This window comes from Vibrio furnissii CIP 102972 (genome assembly GCF_000176175.1).
In the GTDB taxonomy this organism is placed as follows: Bacteria; Pseudomonadota; Gammaproteobacteria; order Enterobacterales; family Vibrionaceae; genus Vibrio; species Vibrio furnissii.
The window spans coordinates 79,967-97,223 of sequence record NZ_ACZP01000014.1 but is presented as its reverse complement, the minus strand read 5'-3'; the positions used below and the strand labels follow the sequence as shown (position 1 = coordinate 97,223).

The following is a 17,257-nucleotide window of genomic DNA, read 5'->3' as shown; positions in this document are numbered from 1 at the left end:
TCTGTGTAGGAGCCAGACTGATAACGTGACAGAGCCTGCATTGGAGGGTGTCAGTCTGGCGCGGTTATACCCACGCCCCGTTGATTTTCAGTTTGACGTTGCCGAACTCGACCGCCGCCACCTTTTCAAGTTGCTCGATGACGTAGGCCATGTTCATCGACTCAAAGTTTTCCATCTGGTCTTTGGCGTCGTTTTTCTTACCGACCGTGCGGCGAACCGAGTCTTCCTGAATGTAGATAGACAGGTTGTTGTAGCTGGTCACCATGATGCCCGTTGACGGGAAGCCCGGAACCGACACCGCAGGCAGGCCGCCATAGGTACCGATGACCTGACGCTCCTGAATCTTGCTCTTTTCTGTCGGCGTATTGCCGTGCGCGTCGTAGAACTTGGCTTTCTCATAGGCCAGCAGATCAGAGCCGATGATGGCAACCAGGTCAGAGTCGTTTTCGCATGCCGGGTGCAGCAGATTTTTCAGGTTCAGCACCGCCAGATCGAGGTTGGTAAAGTCGCCGCCTTCACCAATTCGGATAACGCCGGAGCCTTCCGCACCTTCGGTGATTAAACGTTCGGCGTTGTGCTCGCGCATCGCCTGGAACCAGCCTTTGTTGACGTCTTCGCCGTTCGGGTTGGCGGTGGCATCCGTATCCGCGGCCGCGGTTTGACCAAACCAGCCGACGGTGATTTTGTTGGCGTCGATCTGCTCGCGGGTGTGTTTGGAGACAATCTGGTTGAAGCTCTTCATGTGCGCCCAGGCATCGAGCTTGGCATAGCGGATCGCCGTGTCGAAGTTGGTCTGCACGCAGGCGTAAGGCATGGCTTTCATGCCGTGGTAGTCTTTCGGCTTGCGCTCGCCGTCGCCGGAGGTGTCGGTGCGGCTGGCAATCATGCCGCTCACACCCAGACCAATCGCTTCACCAATCTGGTTTTTCACGGTGATGATGTTGATGCGGCTCAGGAACCAGTTGCTTTCACGAATGGCCGCGATGATGCGCTGGGTGCCGTTCGGCGAGACGTTAAACATCTCGGTGGCGTTCTCGACGCCGTTTTGCTGCGCGACCGCCTGAACGTAGGCGCTCAGTTTCTTTTTGGTATGCTCTTGCATGTGTTTACCTATACAAATGGGGTGAGAGACTAAAGCCGGCGCTTACAGGTACTGTTCGGGTTCCGCATCCTGACCCGCAAGGATGCGCGCCTGCTCATCCGTGATGCTGCTCAGTTTGGTGGTCAGTTCGCCAAGCTGGGAGGAGAGCTTTTCAACTTTTTCTTCCAGCTCGCTTTTCTGCGGCTCGTCTTTAACTTCCGGCTCTGCGGGCTGCTCTTTGGCGCTGAGTGTCTGCACCAGTTGGCCGAGCTGATCGCTCAGCTTGGTGTTCTGCTCAATTTGTTGCTGCAGCAGCTCTTCGGTTTCTTTGTTCATGTCGTCTTCTTCCTCAGTGTGAGAGAGCTGCTCGGGCGCGTTTTCGCCTTTGAGCCAGCTTTTGAATTTTTGAAACAGCGACGTGTCTTCATCGGACAAGTCGGGTTGTGAAACATGCAATGCGTTGTAATTCACCGTTTGACCGGTACAGACAAGAAACACATTTTTTGCATTGCGTTTGGCCGATAAATGCACTTGCGTGGTACCCAGCGAGGCGGGTTTGTCCGTGAAGGCAAGTCCGGTTAAGTAAGCTTTTCCGCTATTCGCGAAATCTTCCTGATACTCACATGAGGTATGCAGCAACTGACCGTTTTCGATGTTTCGCAGCAGGTGAGAGTTGGGTTTGATTTCAGCCCACAGTTCGTCATCGCGTTTTTCTACCGACAATACGGTGCCGCCTTTCCAGCCACTGTCGTAGTGGTCGTCATTGATTCGCGCGGCATAATTGGTTGGGTTGTACGTTTCCGCGATATCGTCAATCACTTTCTGCGGGATATCTCGCCCGTCGACAGTGGGGCCAGCTTTCAGAATGCAAATTGGCTCTGACTTAAACATGGAATATCTCTTCTCGTTTCGATGATTCCAATCTAACCAATGGCCTTAACTTTTTGTATTCACGGCGATTCTAGATACCCGATATAGAAAGTCTCTCTGCTGAGTCGCGGCGGGCTCTGTTGCACACTGCCAGCATGAAAACGAATCTGGCTATTGAGCAATCCTCCCCGATGTACACTGCAGACCAAACCAAAGCGCTTGGGCTGTATCTGCGTCAGTACAAACCTGCCGAAGTCGCGCAGGCGGTGGGCGTTGCCGTGCGAACCGTCCAGCAATGGATTTCGAAATTTGACTGGAAAGCGATGCGGGACGATGCGCCCGTAGAGCTGATGCTGCGCCAGCGGATTGCCTATCTGCTGTGGCTTGACCAAAAGCACGATGAGCAGCTCAAAGAGCTGGAAATGCTGCTGGCACAAAAGCGCAAACGCGATGAAGCCGAGAGCCGGCAGCATCGGCCTGCGAGCAGCCACAGCGAAGGCAACAAGCGCGGCCGCAAGCCGAACAAGGTGAAGAACGACGTGTCGCACATCACCCGAACGGTGCTGGACGAGTTTCGAGAGAAGACGTTTTTCGAGTACCAGAAAGACATCCACGCCCACAAGTGCAATCCCGAACTGAACGAGTTCCGCTTCTACCTCAAATCGCGCCAGATTGGCCTGACGTATTACTTCGCCTATGAAGCGTTTGAGGATGCGGTACTGAACGACGACAACCAGGTGTTTTTGTCGGCCTCGCGCAAACAGTCTGAGATCTTCAAAAACTACATCCGCCGTTTCGCGCTGGAGATTGGCGACGTGGAGCTCAAAGGCAAAGATGAGCTGCAACTCTCCAACGGCGCGACGTTTTACTTCCTCTCCACCAACGCCCGCACATCGCAGGGCTTCAACGGCCATGTCTATTTCGATGAAGTGTTCTGGATCCCCAAATTTGGTGAGCTGGACGATTACGCGGGCGGGATGTCGATTCACGACAAGTACCGCACCACGTATTTGTCGACGCCGTCGACCGTGGCGCATGAAGCGTATCCGAAGTGGCAGGGCAAGAAAGAGCAAGGCATTGACATCAGCCATTCGGCGCTTAAGAACGGCTCGCTGGGCGTTGATGGCATTTTCCGCCAGATCATCACCATTGATGACGCGATTGAGAAAGGCGCCACGTTCTTCAACATGGAGAAACTGCGCCGTAAGTACCCGGACAAAACCGTATTCGACAACCTGCTGCGTTGCGTGTTTCTCGATGATTCGGCGTCCATCTTTGCGCTCAAAGCGCTGCTGGCGTGTAAAACCGATTCATCGCTGTGGAAGGACGTGGACCACAACAAAGCGCGGCCTGCGGGCAATGCCGAAGTGTTGGTGGGTTATGACCCGCGCGGCGGCGGTCAGGGCGAAGGGTCCGACGATGCCGGATTGGTGGTTGCGCTCAAACCCAAACGCAAAGGCGGCGTGTTCCGGCTGATTGAACGGGCGCGCCTGAAAGGCTCCAGCTACGAGCAGCAAGCGCTCGCGATTAAAGCCATGACCGAAAAATACAACGTGGTGCACCTGGCGATTGATGTCAGCGGCGTCGGGTCGGCGGTGGCCGAGCTGGTGCGCAAGTTCTACCCGAGCCTGATTGAGCTGGATTACTCGCCGGAAGTGAAACGGATGATGGTGTACAAGGCGCGCGAAATCATCAACGACGGGCGCCTGCAGTTCGACGGCGAATGGGATGACCTAGTGCATTCCTTTTTGATGATTCGCCAGCAGACCACCAAAGCCAGCAATCAGGTGACCTTTATTTCTAACCGCAGCAAGGTGGGCTCGCACGCTGACCTGGCCTGGGCTTCGATGCATGTGATGCACTGGGAGCCGATTGATATTCACAGTGAGGATGACACCACGGTGTCGTTCTTCTAGGAGACAGAACGTGATTGAGATTGAATTTTCTAACCCGGTCAGTGTGATGAATAGCGATATTCTCAGCTACCTTGAAGTGGCGCTGATTGATGATTTGTACGAGCCGCCGATTGCACTTGATACGCTGGCCAAAGCGCTGCGCGTGAATCCGATGCACTCGAGCGCGATTGAGTTTAAACGCAACACGCTGACGTACGCCGTTACGGTGAGCGACGTACTGCCGCGCCGCGACCTGAAACGGTTTATTCAGGACTACCTCACCTTTGGCAACGGCTACTTTCAGGTGGTGCGCAACCTGTTCGGGCAGGTGGTTCACATCAGACACCTTCCGGCGCTCTACATGCGCCGCCGAGGTGATTTAGGTTACACCTATAAGCCCCGCGCCTACAGCAATGAAGGGCGGATTGATTATCGCGACGGGCAGATTTTTCACCTGGCTGAATACGATGTGGCGCAGGAGTTGTACGGCCTGCCGCAACACGTCAGCGGGCTGACCTCTATTTGGCTCAACGATGATGCCACGCTGTTCCGCCGCCAGTATTACCGCAATGGTTCCCACGCAGGTTACCTGCTGTATATGAACGAGCCTAGCATGACCAAGGATACAGAGAACGACATTCGCAACAAGCTGCAGGCCAAAGAGGGGATGGCGTTCAAAAACCTGTTTGTGAATGCCAAGGGTAAGGACACCAAAGCGCCGGAACTTAAACCCATCGGCCAGGTGGAAGCAAAAGATTCGTTCAAAGACGTGAAGAACCAGACGATGAACGACGTATTGGCCCTGCACCGCGTACCGATCGAGCTGATGAGCATTCGCCGTGAAAGCATTACCTCACTCGACCTTAACAAGGTGGACTGGCTGTTCCATAAAAACGAGCTGCTGCCACTGATTGATTCACTGGCTGAATTGAACGATTTTGTGGGGAGTGAAGTGTTGAAACTCAACGAGTACGTGAGTTTGGTAAAAGAGAGCTGAAGCCTCAAACCAATTTAAGAATCCGCCAATCTATTCTGAGTCGGAGGAATATAGTAACCTGCCCCAGCAATCTAACTATTTGGCCTTTTCCAATCAGAGTTATTTCTTAGATAAAGGATTATATTTTGAAGTGTAACAAATTAATCGTCAGTCTCTTAGCCGGACTGATTCTTATAGGTTGTGTCAGCCAATCTGACTCTACGAGACCAGCGGAAGATACTAATGTTATGGCAGTTGATACTGCGGGCCCTGCTGGCTCCGGTCAAGCTAGTGCTGCTATTGGCGGAGAAGTCACGCAAGCTTGTGGGGGGGTGATGTGTTGGCTTATGGAGTTATTCGGTCCAGCAGACGATAGACCTAATCATGTCGTTATGGATGTGTACTATGCGACAGATCGCCAACGTGTTGATAATACAGAGAACAATACTTCATTTGGGACACGAAGATCGAAAGATATAACCTATGGAGTGGCTGAAGTTAGTATCCCTAAAGGTCACAAGATTGGAGAGATTGAAAGGCCAGCATATTGGAAACTGGAGTTTTCAGAGGATCCAGATGACCATCTGATGTTGAGGAAAACAGAAATACTTAATAAGTCACTATATTTTAACAGGTTACGTTCACAGTTTGTTGATTCTGAAAATCTTCTTATCTTTATTCATGGATATAATGTGTCATTTGAGGATGCTGCACTTAGAACTGCTCAGATAGCTTATGATCTAAGTTTTAAAGGTGCACCAGTGTTCTACAGTTGGCCATCTCAAGCGAAAGAGAAGTCTTATATGACTGATGAAAATAACATCAGGTGGTCTCAGGGCAACATAAAGAATTTCATTACCCAAGTATTAGAAAAAACGACATCCCAAAACATCTATTTGATTGCTCATAGCATGGGAACCCGTGCACTTACACAGGCATACCTTGATGTTATGGATGACATTCCTTCGGCAAAGAGCCGAATCAAAGAGATTATTTTGGCCGCCCCTGATATTGATGCTGATCTTTTCAAGAAAGATATAGCCCCTAAAATGGTAAGTAAAAACAGCTCGGTTACCTTGTATGTTTCTTCAACGGACGTTGCACTTATGATGTCTAAGACAATACATGGCGGTTACTCAAGAGCAGGCTATTCAGGTGGGGAGCCAGTAATCGTAGAAGGTATTGATACTATTGATGTGACCAATGTTGGTGTAGGTTTCCTTAACCACTCAACTTTTGCTGAAGTTCGGCCTGTCATGATGGATATTTATAGCCTTATTCATCATCATAAGCGAGCATTTGAAAGAGCTGGATTAGAGCCAGTTGAAAACAGCAATGGCACTTATTGGCAGTTTAAGAAATAAGGCTCAAATCAGGGGGACGTCACTACAGAACCAAGCAAGTTAGGTGCTTCTCCTATATTTTTTATACATTGTTTTTATCTATAACGTGTCTTTGTCCAAATGTGAGTTTATTCATATCCACCTGAGCCTAGAACAACACCACGTTGCCTAGGCTCAGGTCAATTATCATCAATGTTTTTGCTCTATGAAGCGCTTTAGTTCGTCGGCGCCTTGATATTCCAACACCATCCCTTTGTATAAGTTGATGTGGTTAATCGCATCAACTTCCGCATCTACCTGCGAGCGAAACGCTTTAAGCTCGCTTTCCATATGATCGCAAAACGAACGCATCATGTTGATTTGCTGCTGCATGGTTTGATACTGGCGGTAGCTTTCCCCGTGGCGCGCTTTGAGTTCGTCAAACTGCGAAAAGGCACATTGTAAGAATCGGGCTTGTTTGGCGGTAAGAGTGACACCGGATGGTGCAATTTGCGGTTGGCTTGTGAGTGCGTCGAACGCGCGGATGACTTGCAGGTGAAACCTGGCGCTAATCCACATCGCGTAGGCGTAGACCAGTTCTTTGCATACCCAAGTTCCTTGGAGTTTCCCACCTCGTAACACTTTGCAACCGATCACCAGATCTGGTGATCGCTCTATTTCAGCGATTAGTTCAACGGTTTGTTCATTACGCATGAATCGAAAAGGGGCGTGTTTGGCTTTGTTTCCGCTTGCTTTATGCAGGTCATTCAGAGAATACAAGCCGTCTAAGATGCGGATATCTTTGGAAAGAATAGATAGATGGGTCATAGCGACCTCCGGTGATTAGGATTGCTTACCATCACGCAAAGGTCTCAATCTTCGGGTGATGGACTGAACAGGGTTGAGACTACCGCACCACCGATACGGCCAGCCCGAAGGCTGCCCCGCCCAGCCCACCATTGATGAGATGTATTTGCGCATAATCGCAGCAAATTCACCATGTACAGGTGTGCCGAAGCCACACATAAAAAAACCAGCAAACGCTGGCACTTATGTGCCGGTGATCATTAGCGGGGTCTCAATCCCGGTACTGGATTTTGCCAGTACAGCGATAGGGTAAGGGCGGCGAGGGTAGGGTGTCAATGCTTTACCACACACAAATGTGCGTAACTGTGCACGACGCCATCAGTCCTGGCAAGCTGCCGCAACTCGCTTCCGGCCTGTTACATGGGGTTAGATTATAGGTTTGGGGAATTGCATATATGTGCAATATTGCATGGTTTTATTGATGGAAAACTGATAATTTTCTGCAAAACAACTAGTTAACTGTGCGCGTTTTAACTGGTTTAACGAGTTAGACACGCATACGCACTGATAAATCTTAGCTTTAAATTCGAAACAAAATCATCATTGGATATTTTAAATATAATGGAGTTTCTATATGAAAATTATCAATAAAGCCCTCTTAACATCTCTTGTTTTATCTATTCCCTTACAAGTAAATGCTTTTGGCATTGATCAAGAAACACTGTGTACAGCTGTAAGTTGGAAAGCTGTTGACAATGAAGGTAAGTGCAAAGAAGGAAGCAAAATTGCGTTTCTACCAAACTCATTTGGAAATGAGCAGCTCCCAATTATGTTTGTAGCATTGAATTGTGATTTAAGTCACAACGTAAGTTTAACTACAGGAGGGGCTGTGTGTATATTTAAGCCTGCAAAAAATGTAGTTGAGGCATCAAAATAAAGCTAACGAACGCTTCGAAACGGATTCGCAACGCATGGCATTTTCGCTATGCGTTGCTCACGCCTTAACAGGACATTTTGTGGTCAACTATAAGTAAAAAAGGAATAAATTAATGCGAATATTAAGTAGGTTTCTCTTTGTAATTTCTACTAGTTTATCGCTATTTAGCTATGCTGGATCTCCAAAAATGGAAAGTGTGATATTAGTTAAGGATACAGTTGATACATATGAAACAGGTAAGAATGAACTGTCTCGTCCGTATCGTATATCTCAACTTGGTCGAGATATTGTTAAGTATTTTTCTGAAGATGAAAACTACAAATATTTAGATAATGAAAGTATTAATCATAGTTTTATACAGGATTCGTGGGACGAAGATATAACAATCTCCTCTATAGGGGATAACTACGAAGGATTTAAGATTCAAGTTAATGAAATATCTGAAGATTCTTGCAAAGCACACGTTGAACATGCTGAGGATATGAAGTTTTTTACTACTGTAAATATTTATGACAAAAAAGGAAACCGTTTAGACGGCTGTAAGAAAAATTCTTTTTGGATATTTGGGAAAAATAACACTTTAGAGTTTCTTTACCAGTAAAAAACACATACCAATTTGTCTAAGAGTGATTCCCAACTCCTGACCTTTTTAGTTTGAGTAAGCCTGTGTATGTGCCTGCCCACCAGAGCCTAGAACAACCTCACGTTGCCTAGGCTCAGTCATTTTTCATCAATGTTTTTGCTCAATGAAGCGCTTTAGTTCGTCAGCGCCTTGATATTCCAACACCATTCCCTTGTATAAGTTGATGTGATTAATCGCATCAATTTCTGCGTCTACCTGCGAGTGAAACGCTTTAAGCTCGCTTTCCATATGATCGCAAAACGAACGCATCATGTTGATTTGCTGCTGCATAGTTTGATACTGGCGGTAGCTTTCCCCGTGGCGCTTTGAGTTCGTCAAACTGCGAAAAGGCACATTGTAAGAGCCGGGCTTGTTTGGCGGTGAGAGTGACACCGGACGGTGCAATTTGCGGTTGGCTTGTGATTGCGTCGAATGCGCGGATGACTTGCAGGTGAAACCTGGCGCTAATCCACATCGCGTAGGCGTAGACCAGTTCTTTGCATACCCAAAGTTGATGTTCGAGACATAGATCGCGTAGGCTTTTGTGGCGTGGAGTTGTATTCATCCAGAGCAGAGCTTACGCTATCACCACGTTTATGGATGGTTATGCCCTAAGAAAAAACTATCTATTTAGTTTGTTGCGTGTATAGTGTGCCTTGCTCATAAAATATGAGCTATTCATGTAACATCAAGTTCAAGTCTCTTCCCTGTATCTTTTCGAATCCTTTCGTCACATACCTGCGATTACTTTCTCTTTATATTCCATCAAATAGCTTAAGTATCCCTATACATTTTTTATCGAAGTATTTTGAGGTTCGCACGACTGTCACTATCAAATGTCATGCTGCCTTACCGTAAACCAAACAAAAGTTGAATTTATTATGGCTAGACGAACCAGCCGACAAATCTATTGGTATCATACCAATCGTGGACAAGAATCCGTACAAGGAAAGAAACAAGAATGTTCAAAATAGAATTTTACCTAAATCACAACGAACAGCGATGGTCTGGGTTGATTCACCAACTGAATAGCGACATTTTGAGACGACACGTTTGTCAAAAGTTGCCCATTTTTGATAGAAACGTGAGTTTTTCATTCTGTGAGCAATCGAGCTCCGGAGAAATTTTGAATGGCCAAGGTGAAAGTCTGGGTCAGTTCTCGATTCAATAGTGGGAACGGGAACCTTGTGGCTCCCGACGGACTAGGCGACTTCTCTCCCTTGCAGTAGGGAATGAATCCGGTCGAATTCTTTCACCATGCTGCGTTCAATCCGATCACCGAGTTCTTTGACATCATCCTTCGTCGCGTAGGTTTCTGCCACATGGGTTTTGTATTCGCCCAGTTCTTTGGACAACCGGAACAGGTAACCAATCAGTAAACTCAGGATCAACGTCACGAACGTGCCAAAGGCGAGTACCGCATTCACCCAGCTTGGGTCCAACGTCATTCCCATTGCTCGACCTCTTTGAGTTTTTTGCCTTTCAGCGACAGGATGATGTCGTTCACGGTTTCCTGCGTCACATCATTGGTGGACAGGGTTTTGATTTTCTCTAATCCCCAAATTACCAGGCGGCTGGCAAAGCGTTCCAGAATGACTTTCCAGGCAACCTGAAAAAACAGACCTTTCAGAACTTCCCATAGTGTTTTGCCGAGGATACTGGTTAAAAAGTTCATGGTGCTCTCCTTATTGCAGCGGCGCGCCGGTGCGCATCATTTCACTGAGTGTCTTCGCCCGTTTGCCAACCTGACGTGCCCAGCGGCTATTGAGCATTTCGTTGGCGGCCACATGCCAGAGTTGCTGCTCGATGGCGGCGATCATTTTCTTGAACATGCCAAAACGGGGTAGGCCAAGGTTGAAAATCATGTCGACGATGACCGCCTGACGCGCTTCGTTAAGCGATGCGAAATAGGGCAGCGTTTCTGCCTCTTTCACCGCGGCATCGAGGTCGTGCTGAAGCAGGGTTTCCGCTTCTTGTTGGCTGATGCCGTTATCCTGCAGGTTGCGGCCGTAGCCAATGGTGAGTTTTTGATTGCTGCAGCGGTAAGGTTTCAGCCGCAGCCCTTCGTGTTTTTTGATGAGTTGGGTTGCCAGTGCTTTCATGGTTTAACCTTCGTTGAATGAACAAAGGCCAGTGTATCGCCCCGAATTACTCACTGATATTGAAGCGGTTTCTAGATGGGGGATGTAGAAAACCCGGCGCTGAGGCCGGGTTTGGTTATTCGGTGATTGGTGCAACAGGCCAAGGATTGTCGGCCCGAATTTTCAGATAAGCGGCATCCGCCTGAGCTTCATATTCAGCGGCTTTTGCCTCATTACCTTCCACACGGCGAATCATTTTCGCTTCATTGTTCAGGCGATCCACAATCTGCGTATAGAGTAGCTCACGTATTTCTCTGACTTTTTCTAAATCAGATTCATATTGATTTTGTCTATTCGTTACCCAGCCTTTAAGTTTATCCCATTCATCATAAGGCGTTGAAGGCGCTGAAAGCGTCCAGCCATCTTCAAGGTCACCTAATTCTTCCATTCTTTTTGATAGGGAAGGGGATTCAGTGTGGAAGATGTTTTTCCCTCTGTTGTCTATCACATATTCTGTGCTTGTTGGTCTCCCATCCTTGAATTCACAAACTCTTACAGCAAAACCTTCTTTTGGTGGTAATGGCGCAGTTAATAGAGCGTTTTTGGGGAATTCCGGTATGGCGGAGTAGCAATTCGCTGACAGGGGTGTTTGGTTAACGATTAATGTGTCTTTGTTGTAGTTGTAATAATACTGATTCATAGCGCGTATCCCATCCATTCAATATAACCTTTAGGTTGGTTTTCTTCCGATGTCGGAACGACATTCGATGCATCAAACAATAAATTGTAGCCAGCCCCAGATTGACCATTCACATAATTGGGCCATGATGACGTATTGCTTAGAGCAATAGCCCCTTGAGTTTTAGTTGAAGATGCAGAACCAGTAGTACCACTGGCATTGAACGAACCGGTGATGTTTCGGATTGCATCATCATGAGATTGCCCAGCAAGCCAATGAGATCCATCGGCAGCACGAGTAAATCGTCCTCGTCGGTCCGGGATATTAAGGACCAATGGATTTGTATCATCAATCCATTCTGGCTTGGCTGCTGCTAGAGAGTGATAGACAGTCACGGGAAGTTGCTGTCCCATTGCTACAATCATATGTTCTGGAACCAATTCACTATCCCAAGCCATGGTTTCACCCGGTGTTTTGGAGGAGAAAGGTTTCCAATAAAAAGGTTTTGTGGTGTCAGACCAGCCCGGTCGACGATTCGCTTGATCCAGAGGGTCTTTACCTGCTAATGATTCGGTGTTGGAATACCACTCCCAATAGCTGACTTTGCCTGTTTCCTCGTCTTTGGTATAGCAGACTTCGCCTAGATAATAGATGCGGGTATTGCTGTATGGCAGGCCTTGAGTCATAGCCGCTAAAGGGTATTGAACATGAGGGTTATCTTCCTCCTTATGAGCTGCCATTTTCTTGTTCAGTTTCTTCGGTGTCACGATAGTCGTGTCATCGACTCCTGCAATCACAAGATCAGAAGTAGCGATTTTCGCTGTACCGGATACTTGCTCTGTTGCGTAAGGAGAACCAAGAAACTCCACCGTGATGTTCTCAATGGTGGATGCCGACAGATTCAGTTCACACGCTTCGGTGACCACGGTGTTTTTGCGTTTGTAGGTGATGATCTCTCCGTCACGACTGTCGACCGCGAACAGCGTCCCGTCTTCCAGCCAGTAACCCAGCTCTTTGCCTTCAAACTCTTCTTCGCCATCCCAGACCGTTTCAAAATGCAGTTGGCCTTGTGCCACCAACGCGCCGCGGGTAATGGCTTTTTTCCGGATTTCAGCAACGAGTGCGGTCTGCTCCGGATTCGGAACATAACCGGCAGAGCCGATGCTGATGTGAGTGATTTTGTATTCAATGCCCAGATCACCGGCACGAATCGCGGCGGCAATCCCGGCATGGGTGATGAGTAAGCTCATTGGGTGACCTCGTAATTGTGTTGATTGCGGATATGCCGGCAGTTAGCAAGCTGATGATGGACATCAAGCCGGGACTGATACGTCCAGGTAATTTCAGTATGCGGCAGACGCTTTTCCTCAAACGCGGCCCAGGCCTGCGCGCATGAGATTCGGGCATCTTCCTGCAGCGCGACATAAATCAGATTCGGCGTGGTCCGGTCATCAGAGACGGTTCCGGCATCATCGCCGGCCTGGGTGTACAGCAGCGCCTGATAGTCGCTGATTTTCCAGCCGAACAGCGCTTCCTGAAAGTCAGTCAGCAGAGACAGTTCAATGTCATCGTGCGTGGCTTTGAAGTCGGTGGCCATTGCTTCAATCAGGCTGGTCAGCTCCGGGTTGTCGACTTCCTGCCAGTATTGCCCTTTGGGCAACAGGGCGCGGATGGCCTGCGCAAAGTCTTCCGCGCTGTAATCGATGATTACGCTGGAGGTGTCCATGTAACGTCTCCTAATACATGAATCTGATGGCTCTGAATCGTCACTTCATCGGTTGGTGATTTCACAATGAAGTTGGTGGTGACATTCGACACCGTCAGCACAATTTCCGTCGGCGTGATGGATTCAGGATTGCCCGTCGCGGTGTTGATTTTGCCCATTTTGCTTTGTGTCAGGCTCTGCAGCGCAGTGACCACGTCATCACGGACAGACTGATCTTCAATGCCCTGAATCTCAATGTTCAGCAGAACATGCTCAGGCAGTAAGGCGATGGGATGACAACCTGCCAGACGATGCGCTTCGAAGGTCTGCTGAACAAGGATTATCACTTCGCTGCTCAGTGTCGGGTCTGCTGTGCGGCGGCCGATATACACTTCCACCATGCCGCGCTCCGGGGTGTTATCCAGTGCCCAGGCAAAGTCGACATCGGCATGGGCAGACGTTGCCCAGGCTTCATAATCCTCCGCTTTGCCGATCAGGTCGTTTTTCTCGTAGGCCACAATCACCCGGGCGCGCCAGTGTTCGAGAGTTTCGATGTCGGCGCCGCCCTCAATGCCAAGGCTCTGAACCTGATTCGGGTCGATACCGCCTAAGCCTTCGGACAGGGTCAGGGTACTTCCGGCTGGCAGATTGCTGGCCGTGCCGGACACGCGCGCAATCACGCTGACCGGCACGTCACTGTATTGCTCTTGGGTGGTTTCGTATTCATTGCCGGTAGCATCGGTCAGCAAAGTTGCTTTGGGAATGACCACCACACCACCAAGCTGAGTAAACCGGACGGTGCCTGATGCGAACGTGGGCAGCAGGCGCGGCGTGCCATGACGATTGGCATGCAGATAAAGCCAGGCTTCGGAGCAGGTTTCCGGGTGAAGCTGGCGAAACAGCAAATCCTGATAGCCGTACTGACCGTAACTCACGGCCGCAATCGCGCACGCGATGGCATCGATCGCCGGTGTGTTCTGCCCGGTTTTCGCCATCAGTGTCGATTTGGCGCGATCGATGAGTGTCTGCAGGCTGCGTTGTGTACTCATAGTGTGACCTTAAACGTGGTGTCATCGGTGAGGGTAATGATCACATCACGCCCCATCTGATTGGGTTTCGCTTCCCAGACGGAAACCGTCACGGCTTTGGCGTGGCCCTCTGTGATGAGCCAGGCCAGCGCCTCTTCATAAAAGCGTTTGGCCATGACGAGCGTCTGCGGAGTGAGCTTATCGCGGCGCAGGGTCCAGTCGCGTGAGCCTACGATGCTCAGCAGTTCGTCGCTCCAGTTGCCGCCGCGTTCGTCTTCGGCCATTCGCGCGCGGTCGTTCTGTGTCGACTCGCTGTGGTTGTAAATGCTCTGCCAGACGGCGTGTGTCATGCCTTCCTCAGAGTTCATCGGTGCCGTGACCGCATTTAAACGGAAATAGTTCATGATTTGTTTGGCCCGTCAGAAGTGCGTTGGTTGTTGTCGTCCAGATAGTCGTGAGTGTGGGTTTCCACTGTAACGCCCGCAAACTTGCCGGAGCTGCCGCCAACGCTGCCCGCGACGTTGAGGTTGCCGCCGATGTCCACATTGCCGGAGAACGAAACTTGGGGGGCGGTGACATCCACTTTGGGCGCAGTCACGCTGACATCGCCTGCGGCCGTGATATCCAGTTTTGCCTTGGTGTTCACCTTGATACCGTCTGCGGTGAAATGGACCAGATTCCCCTTGTCATCGAGCATGGCGACCTCTCCCGGTTGCAGCGCCATCTGGTAACGTTCGTCTTCCACATTCACCGTGATACCGCGCGCGGTGACGCCCCCGATAAACAGGTTGTAGGTTTTGGCGCCCACTAACGGACGGCTCATAAAGCCGTAGTTGTGCACGCGACGGATGCGATCGTTGGTGCGGCCCGTGGCGGTCTTAATCTGTAGCCACTGCGTCTCCGCACCTGTGACTGTGCCGGTGCCAACCAGATTCTTAATTCGGCTCATCAAACGAGCCAGCAGTGTGTCAGACATCGCTTTGCTCCCTGAATGGCCGGAACAGTGTTATCGAAGTGGTTTGTGCGCTTTCCGAGACGGACAGGCTCAAGGCTTTGATGACCAACATTTCACTGAACTGCTGTGTCTTGTCGATAACCCGGATGACCCGGTTGAGTCCGTCGATGGCGAGTGCCGGGAACAGTCCGGCAATGCTTGCTGAGGCCGTCAGGCTCTGCGCAATCGCAAGGTTGTGTTCGTATCGGGCGCGGGATAAACACGCGTCGGCAGACTGTAACTGATCGCAGATAATCACCCGCGTGCGCGAAGCATCAACATCGGCTGCGGTGACCGCCGCGCTGGCATCGTCCCACGCGCCCTGAACTTCGGTGCGGTGAAAGCGGGTATGGAATTGACGGGCAATTTCAAGGCGTTCGATGTTGTTGCCGACTTCAAGCCCGATGCCCTGAATGATGCTGTGCGCGGTGTTCTCAATCGTCAGTACACCATTGCGTTCAATCAGCGCCAAGCCTTGCTCTCGAATGAGCTGTGCGATGTTTTCTACTGGCGACTCTGCGTTGATCTGAAACTCAGGTACGGCCTTCAACGCGGAGACCAGACTCTCTACCTGTAAGCCAAACGGAGCGGCCAGACGGCGCAGTAATTTGTCCATCGGCTGGTCGTAAAGCGCGTCCATGGTGATGCGCGAGTCAATCATGTTGGCACTGACGGAGCGGCCAGTGATGGTGACTGAGCGGCTGCCTGAATCGGTGGCAGACTCTACCTGGTCAATTTGTCCTTTCAGGATGAGCTGGCCGTCGAGGTAGAAGCTCACCGGCAGTGGCTGGTTAATGGCCATCATTGGCACCTTGCAGCGAAAGGTGTGCGCGAGCTGCTCAAGAGAGTAGCTGAGCTCAGCCGAATAAAACGCGGTCTGCGCGCCATTGATGTGCATCGTAAGCTGGGTCATTGCGGGTTCCTCACGGCAATGTCACCACGCAGAAACAGAGGGTGCTGCAACGCATTCATCGCGGTAACGATCGGCTCTGCCGTGTACTGGTCGTGCGCGATGGTCAGGGCGGGTTTGCTGCGCGGCTGCTCAATTACGCGGTGCGCCGCAGTACCCTTGATGACTTTGTCATGCTGCGTCTGAATGCCGCCTTTCAGCGCTGTCAATGCATCGAAGATGTCTAAGCTCTCAACCGTTGAGACGTTTGTTGTTTCTGTCACGCGTTCATCAATGCCGTCAATCAGCGCCGAGAGGTCGCTTTGAATGATGGCTGGCTGTTTGCTCACGGCAGTGATATCAAACTGGTCCTGCTTCTCCAAACGGGTGACATCTTTGCTGACCTTCACGGCTCCGGTCACCATCTGAATGTTGTGATGAGGGGTAACAGCGTCCTCTTTGACCTGACCCAACATCAGCTGCTGCGCAGTGCGCGCGTTGTCGACGGCCTCACTGTCGGAGTCAGGCTCAGACTGAACGCCCTCAGCGACGCGATCAACGGCGGTGCTCAACAGCGTGGCGAACTTATCCGGCGCACTGCTGATGCTGCTGATGGCACCAAACGCTTCGTTGATGGCTGAGTTGATGCTTTGCAGCTTGTCATCGGCGAGGTTCAGGCGGTGGGTGATGTCCACCAACACGTTGAGTGACTGAGTGAAATCGTTCTGAGTCTGGTTGATGTCGGCCACGCTGAGGCTTTTTACATCACGGGCGAACGACTGCGCTGAGACACTTTCCACTGCGCTGGCCTGTTGCTTCACCCGAACGGTCGCTGACGTGTTGATGGTCGGCTGCGTGCCGGCACGGACAAAGCTCAGGCTGAGTGTGACCACACCGCGCTTGGTGCTAATGCTTTGGGAAAAGGTGTCGAACACCAGCGTCAGTTCGCCCAGCCACGGGTGCTCCAGCTCTCCGGCAGGGGAAGACTCCAGGTTAGCAATGAATGCGTTGGCATCGGCCAGCGAGTCGGCGCCGACAAAGACGACATCGAGTTTGATGGTGCGGGATTTACTGCCCATCACACGGATGTTGGGTAGTTCGGCGTAGGGAATTTCGCTGACGTGCAGGCGCTGGCCGCCATCAATGGCAGTCGCCAGGATGTTGAGCTGATGCCCGTTCCATCGCCCGCGCTCGTACTGTCGTTCCCACATGAAAGCTCTCACTTCATCTTAAACAAATCAAAGAAGGCAGCAGGCTGGAAAAATGATGGCGGGGAAGGGCGCTCAGGCCTAATTCGGACTCACCCCTCCCTCCGCACCAAAATTCAGCACTGCAATTTTGCGCAATCAGAGACGCAAAATAATTAGGTAG

Annotated in this window: 20 protein-coding genes and 1 pseudogene; 5 read left to right on the top strand and 16 right to left on the bottom strand. The window is 50.4% G+C overall.

Annotation, left to right across the window (positions count from 1 at the left end):
• Positions 1 to 64: 64 nt before the first annotated feature.
• Positions 65 to 1,102 (bottom strand): phage major capsid protein, P2 family, encoded by a 1,038-nt coding sequence (locus VFA_RS10715; protein WP_004726835.1) that lies wholly within the window; start codon positions 1,100 to 1,102, stop codon positions 65 to 67.
• A gap of 42 nt (positions 1,103 to 1,144) precedes the next feature.
• On the bottom strand, positions 1,145 to 1,972 hold the full coding sequence (locus VFA_RS10710; RefSeq protein WP_004726833.1) for a GPO family capsid scaffolding protein: 828 nt from the start codon (positions 1,970 to 1,972) through the stop codon (positions 1,145 to 1,147).
• Positions 1,973 to 2,142: 170 nt separating this feature from the next.
• Here VFA_RS10710 and VFA_RS10705 point away from each other — a divergent pair, with 170 nt between their 5' ends.
• The 3 genes from VFA_RS10705 (at position 2,143) to VFA_RS10695 (ending at position 6,186) form a co-directional block, all read left to right on the top strand.
• On the top strand, positions 2,143 to 3,867 hold the full coding sequence (locus VFA_RS10705) for a terminase large subunit domain-containing protein (RefSeq protein WP_004726830.1): 1,725 nt from the start codon (positions 2,143 to 2,145) through the stop codon (positions 3,865 to 3,867).
• Positions 3,868 to 3,877: 10 nt separating this feature from the next.
• Positions 3,878 to 4,843, top strand: coding sequence for a phage portal protein (locus VFA_RS10700; protein WP_004726828.1), 966 nt, complete (start codon positions 3,878 to 3,880; stop codon positions 4,841 to 4,843).
• A 227-nt stretch (positions 4,844 to 5,070) separates the two neighbouring features.
• A complete protein-coding gene (locus VFA_RS10695; protein WP_140209447.1) occupies positions 5,071 to 6,186 on the top strand; it encodes an alpha/beta hydrolase in 1,116 nt (371 codons plus the stop codon).
• A gap of 168 nt (positions 6,187 to 6,354) precedes the next feature.
• On the opposite strand, the gene VFA_RS10690 is transcribed toward VFA_RS10695, so the two are convergent.
• Positions 6,355 to 6,972 (bottom strand): KilA-N domain-containing protein, encoded by a 618-nt coding sequence (locus VFA_RS10690; RefSeq protein ID WP_038151583.1) that lies wholly within the window; start codon positions 6,970 to 6,972, stop codon positions 6,355 to 6,357.
• Between the two features lie 613 nt (positions 6,973 to 7,585).
• Between VFA_RS10690 and VFA_RS10685 the strand changes: the two genes are divergently transcribed.
• The gene (locus VFA_RS10685; RefSeq protein WP_038151580.1) at positions 7,586 to 7,888 is read left to right on the top strand and encodes a hypothetical protein; all 303 of its coding nucleotides are present in this window, start codon (positions 7,586 to 7,588) and stop codon (positions 7,886 to 7,888) included.
• A 112-nt stretch (positions 7,889 to 8,000) separates the two neighbouring features.
• A complete protein-coding gene (locus VFA_RS10680; protein WP_038151579.1) occupies positions 8,001 to 8,489 on the top strand; it encodes a hypothetical protein in 489 nt (162 codons plus the stop codon).
• Positions 8,490 to 8,618: 129 nt separating this feature from the next.
• On the opposite strand, the gene VFA_RS24030 is transcribed toward VFA_RS10680, so the two are convergent.
• From VFA_RS24030 to VFA_RS10615, 13 genes and pseudogenes are all read right to left on the bottom strand, one after another.
• Complete coding sequence (locus VFA_RS24030; RefSeq protein WP_004726823.1) at positions 8,619 to 8,801, bottom strand: hypothetical protein; 183 nt, start codon at positions 8,799 to 8,801, stop codon at positions 8,619 to 8,621.
• Between the two features lie 115 nt (positions 8,802 to 8,916).
• Positions 8,917 to 9,018, bottom strand: a pseudogene (locus VFA_RS24025) (KilA-N domain-containing protein); the annotation flags it as partial.
• Between the two features lie 694 nt (positions 9,019 to 9,712).
• Positions 9,713 to 9,964: a hypothetical protein gene (locus VFA_RS10665; RefSeq protein ID WP_004726819.1), complete on the bottom strand. Its 252-nt coding sequence runs from the start codon at positions 9,962 to 9,964 to the stop codon at positions 9,713 to 9,715.
• Positions 9,955 to 10,185: a hypothetical protein gene (locus VFA_RS10660; protein ID WP_004726817.1), complete on the bottom strand. Its 231-nt coding sequence runs from the start codon at positions 10,183 to 10,185 to the stop codon at positions 9,955 to 9,957. Before VFA_RS10660 ends, VFA_RS10665 begins: the two co-directional genes overlap by 10 nt.
• A gap of 10 nt (positions 10,186 to 10,195) precedes the next feature.
• Positions 10,196 to 10,612, bottom strand: a complete 417-nt coding sequence (locus VFA_RS10655; RefSeq protein WP_004726816.1) for a glycoside hydrolase family protein — start codon at positions 10,610 to 10,612, stop codon at positions 10,196 to 10,198.
• Between the two features lie 115 nt (positions 10,613 to 10,727).
• The gene (locus VFA_RS10650) at positions 10,728 to 11,291 is read right to left on the bottom strand and encodes a hypothetical protein (RefSeq protein WP_140209446.1); all 564 of its coding nucleotides are present in this window, start codon (positions 11,289 to 11,291) and stop codon (positions 10,728 to 10,730) included.
• Positions 11,288 to 12,520, bottom strand: coding sequence for a phage tail-collar fiber domain-containing protein (locus VFA_RS24020; protein WP_004726813.1), 1,233 nt, complete (start codon positions 12,518 to 12,520; stop codon positions 11,288 to 11,290). The genes VFA_RS10650 and VFA_RS24020 overlap by 4 nt, the downstream gene beginning before the upstream one ends.
• Positions 12,517 to 12,996, bottom strand: coding sequence for a hypothetical protein (locus VFA_RS10640; protein WP_004726811.1), 480 nt, complete (start codon positions 12,994 to 12,996; stop codon positions 12,517 to 12,519). Before VFA_RS10640 ends, VFA_RS24020 begins: the two co-directional genes overlap by 4 nt.
• Positions 12,978 to 14,024, bottom strand: coding sequence for a baseplate J/gp47 family protein (locus tag VFA_RS10635; protein WP_004726809.1), 1,047 nt, complete (start codon positions 14,022 to 14,024; stop codon positions 12,978 to 12,980). The genes VFA_RS10640 and VFA_RS10635 overlap by 19 nt, the downstream gene beginning before the upstream one ends.
• The gene (locus tag VFA_RS10630) at positions 14,021 to 14,407 is read right to left on the bottom strand and encodes a phage GP46 family protein (RefSeq protein ID WP_014257429.1); all 387 of its coding nucleotides are present in this window, start codon (positions 14,405 to 14,407) and stop codon (positions 14,021 to 14,023) included. Before VFA_RS10630 ends, VFA_RS10635 begins: the two co-directional genes overlap by 4 nt.
• Positions 14,404 to 14,979 (bottom strand): phage baseplate assembly protein V, encoded by a 576-nt coding sequence (locus VFA_RS10625; RefSeq protein ID WP_004726805.1) that lies wholly within the window; start codon positions 14,977 to 14,979, stop codon positions 14,404 to 14,406. The genes VFA_RS10630 and VFA_RS10625 overlap by 4 nt, the downstream gene beginning before the upstream one ends.
• The gene (locus VFA_RS10620; RefSeq protein WP_004726803.1) at positions 14,972 to 15,910 is read right to left on the bottom strand and encodes a hypothetical protein; all 939 of its coding nucleotides are present in this window, start codon (positions 15,908 to 15,910) and stop codon (positions 14,972 to 14,974) included. Before VFA_RS10620 ends, VFA_RS10625 begins: the two co-directional genes overlap by 8 nt.
• Positions 15,907 to 17,097 (bottom strand): DNA circularization N-terminal domain-containing protein, encoded by a 1,191-nt coding sequence (locus VFA_RS10615; protein WP_004726801.1) that lies wholly within the window; start codon positions 17,095 to 17,097, stop codon positions 15,907 to 15,909. The genes VFA_RS10620 and VFA_RS10615 overlap by 4 nt, the downstream gene beginning before the upstream one ends.
• Positions 17,098 to 17,257 lie beyond the last annotated feature (160 nt).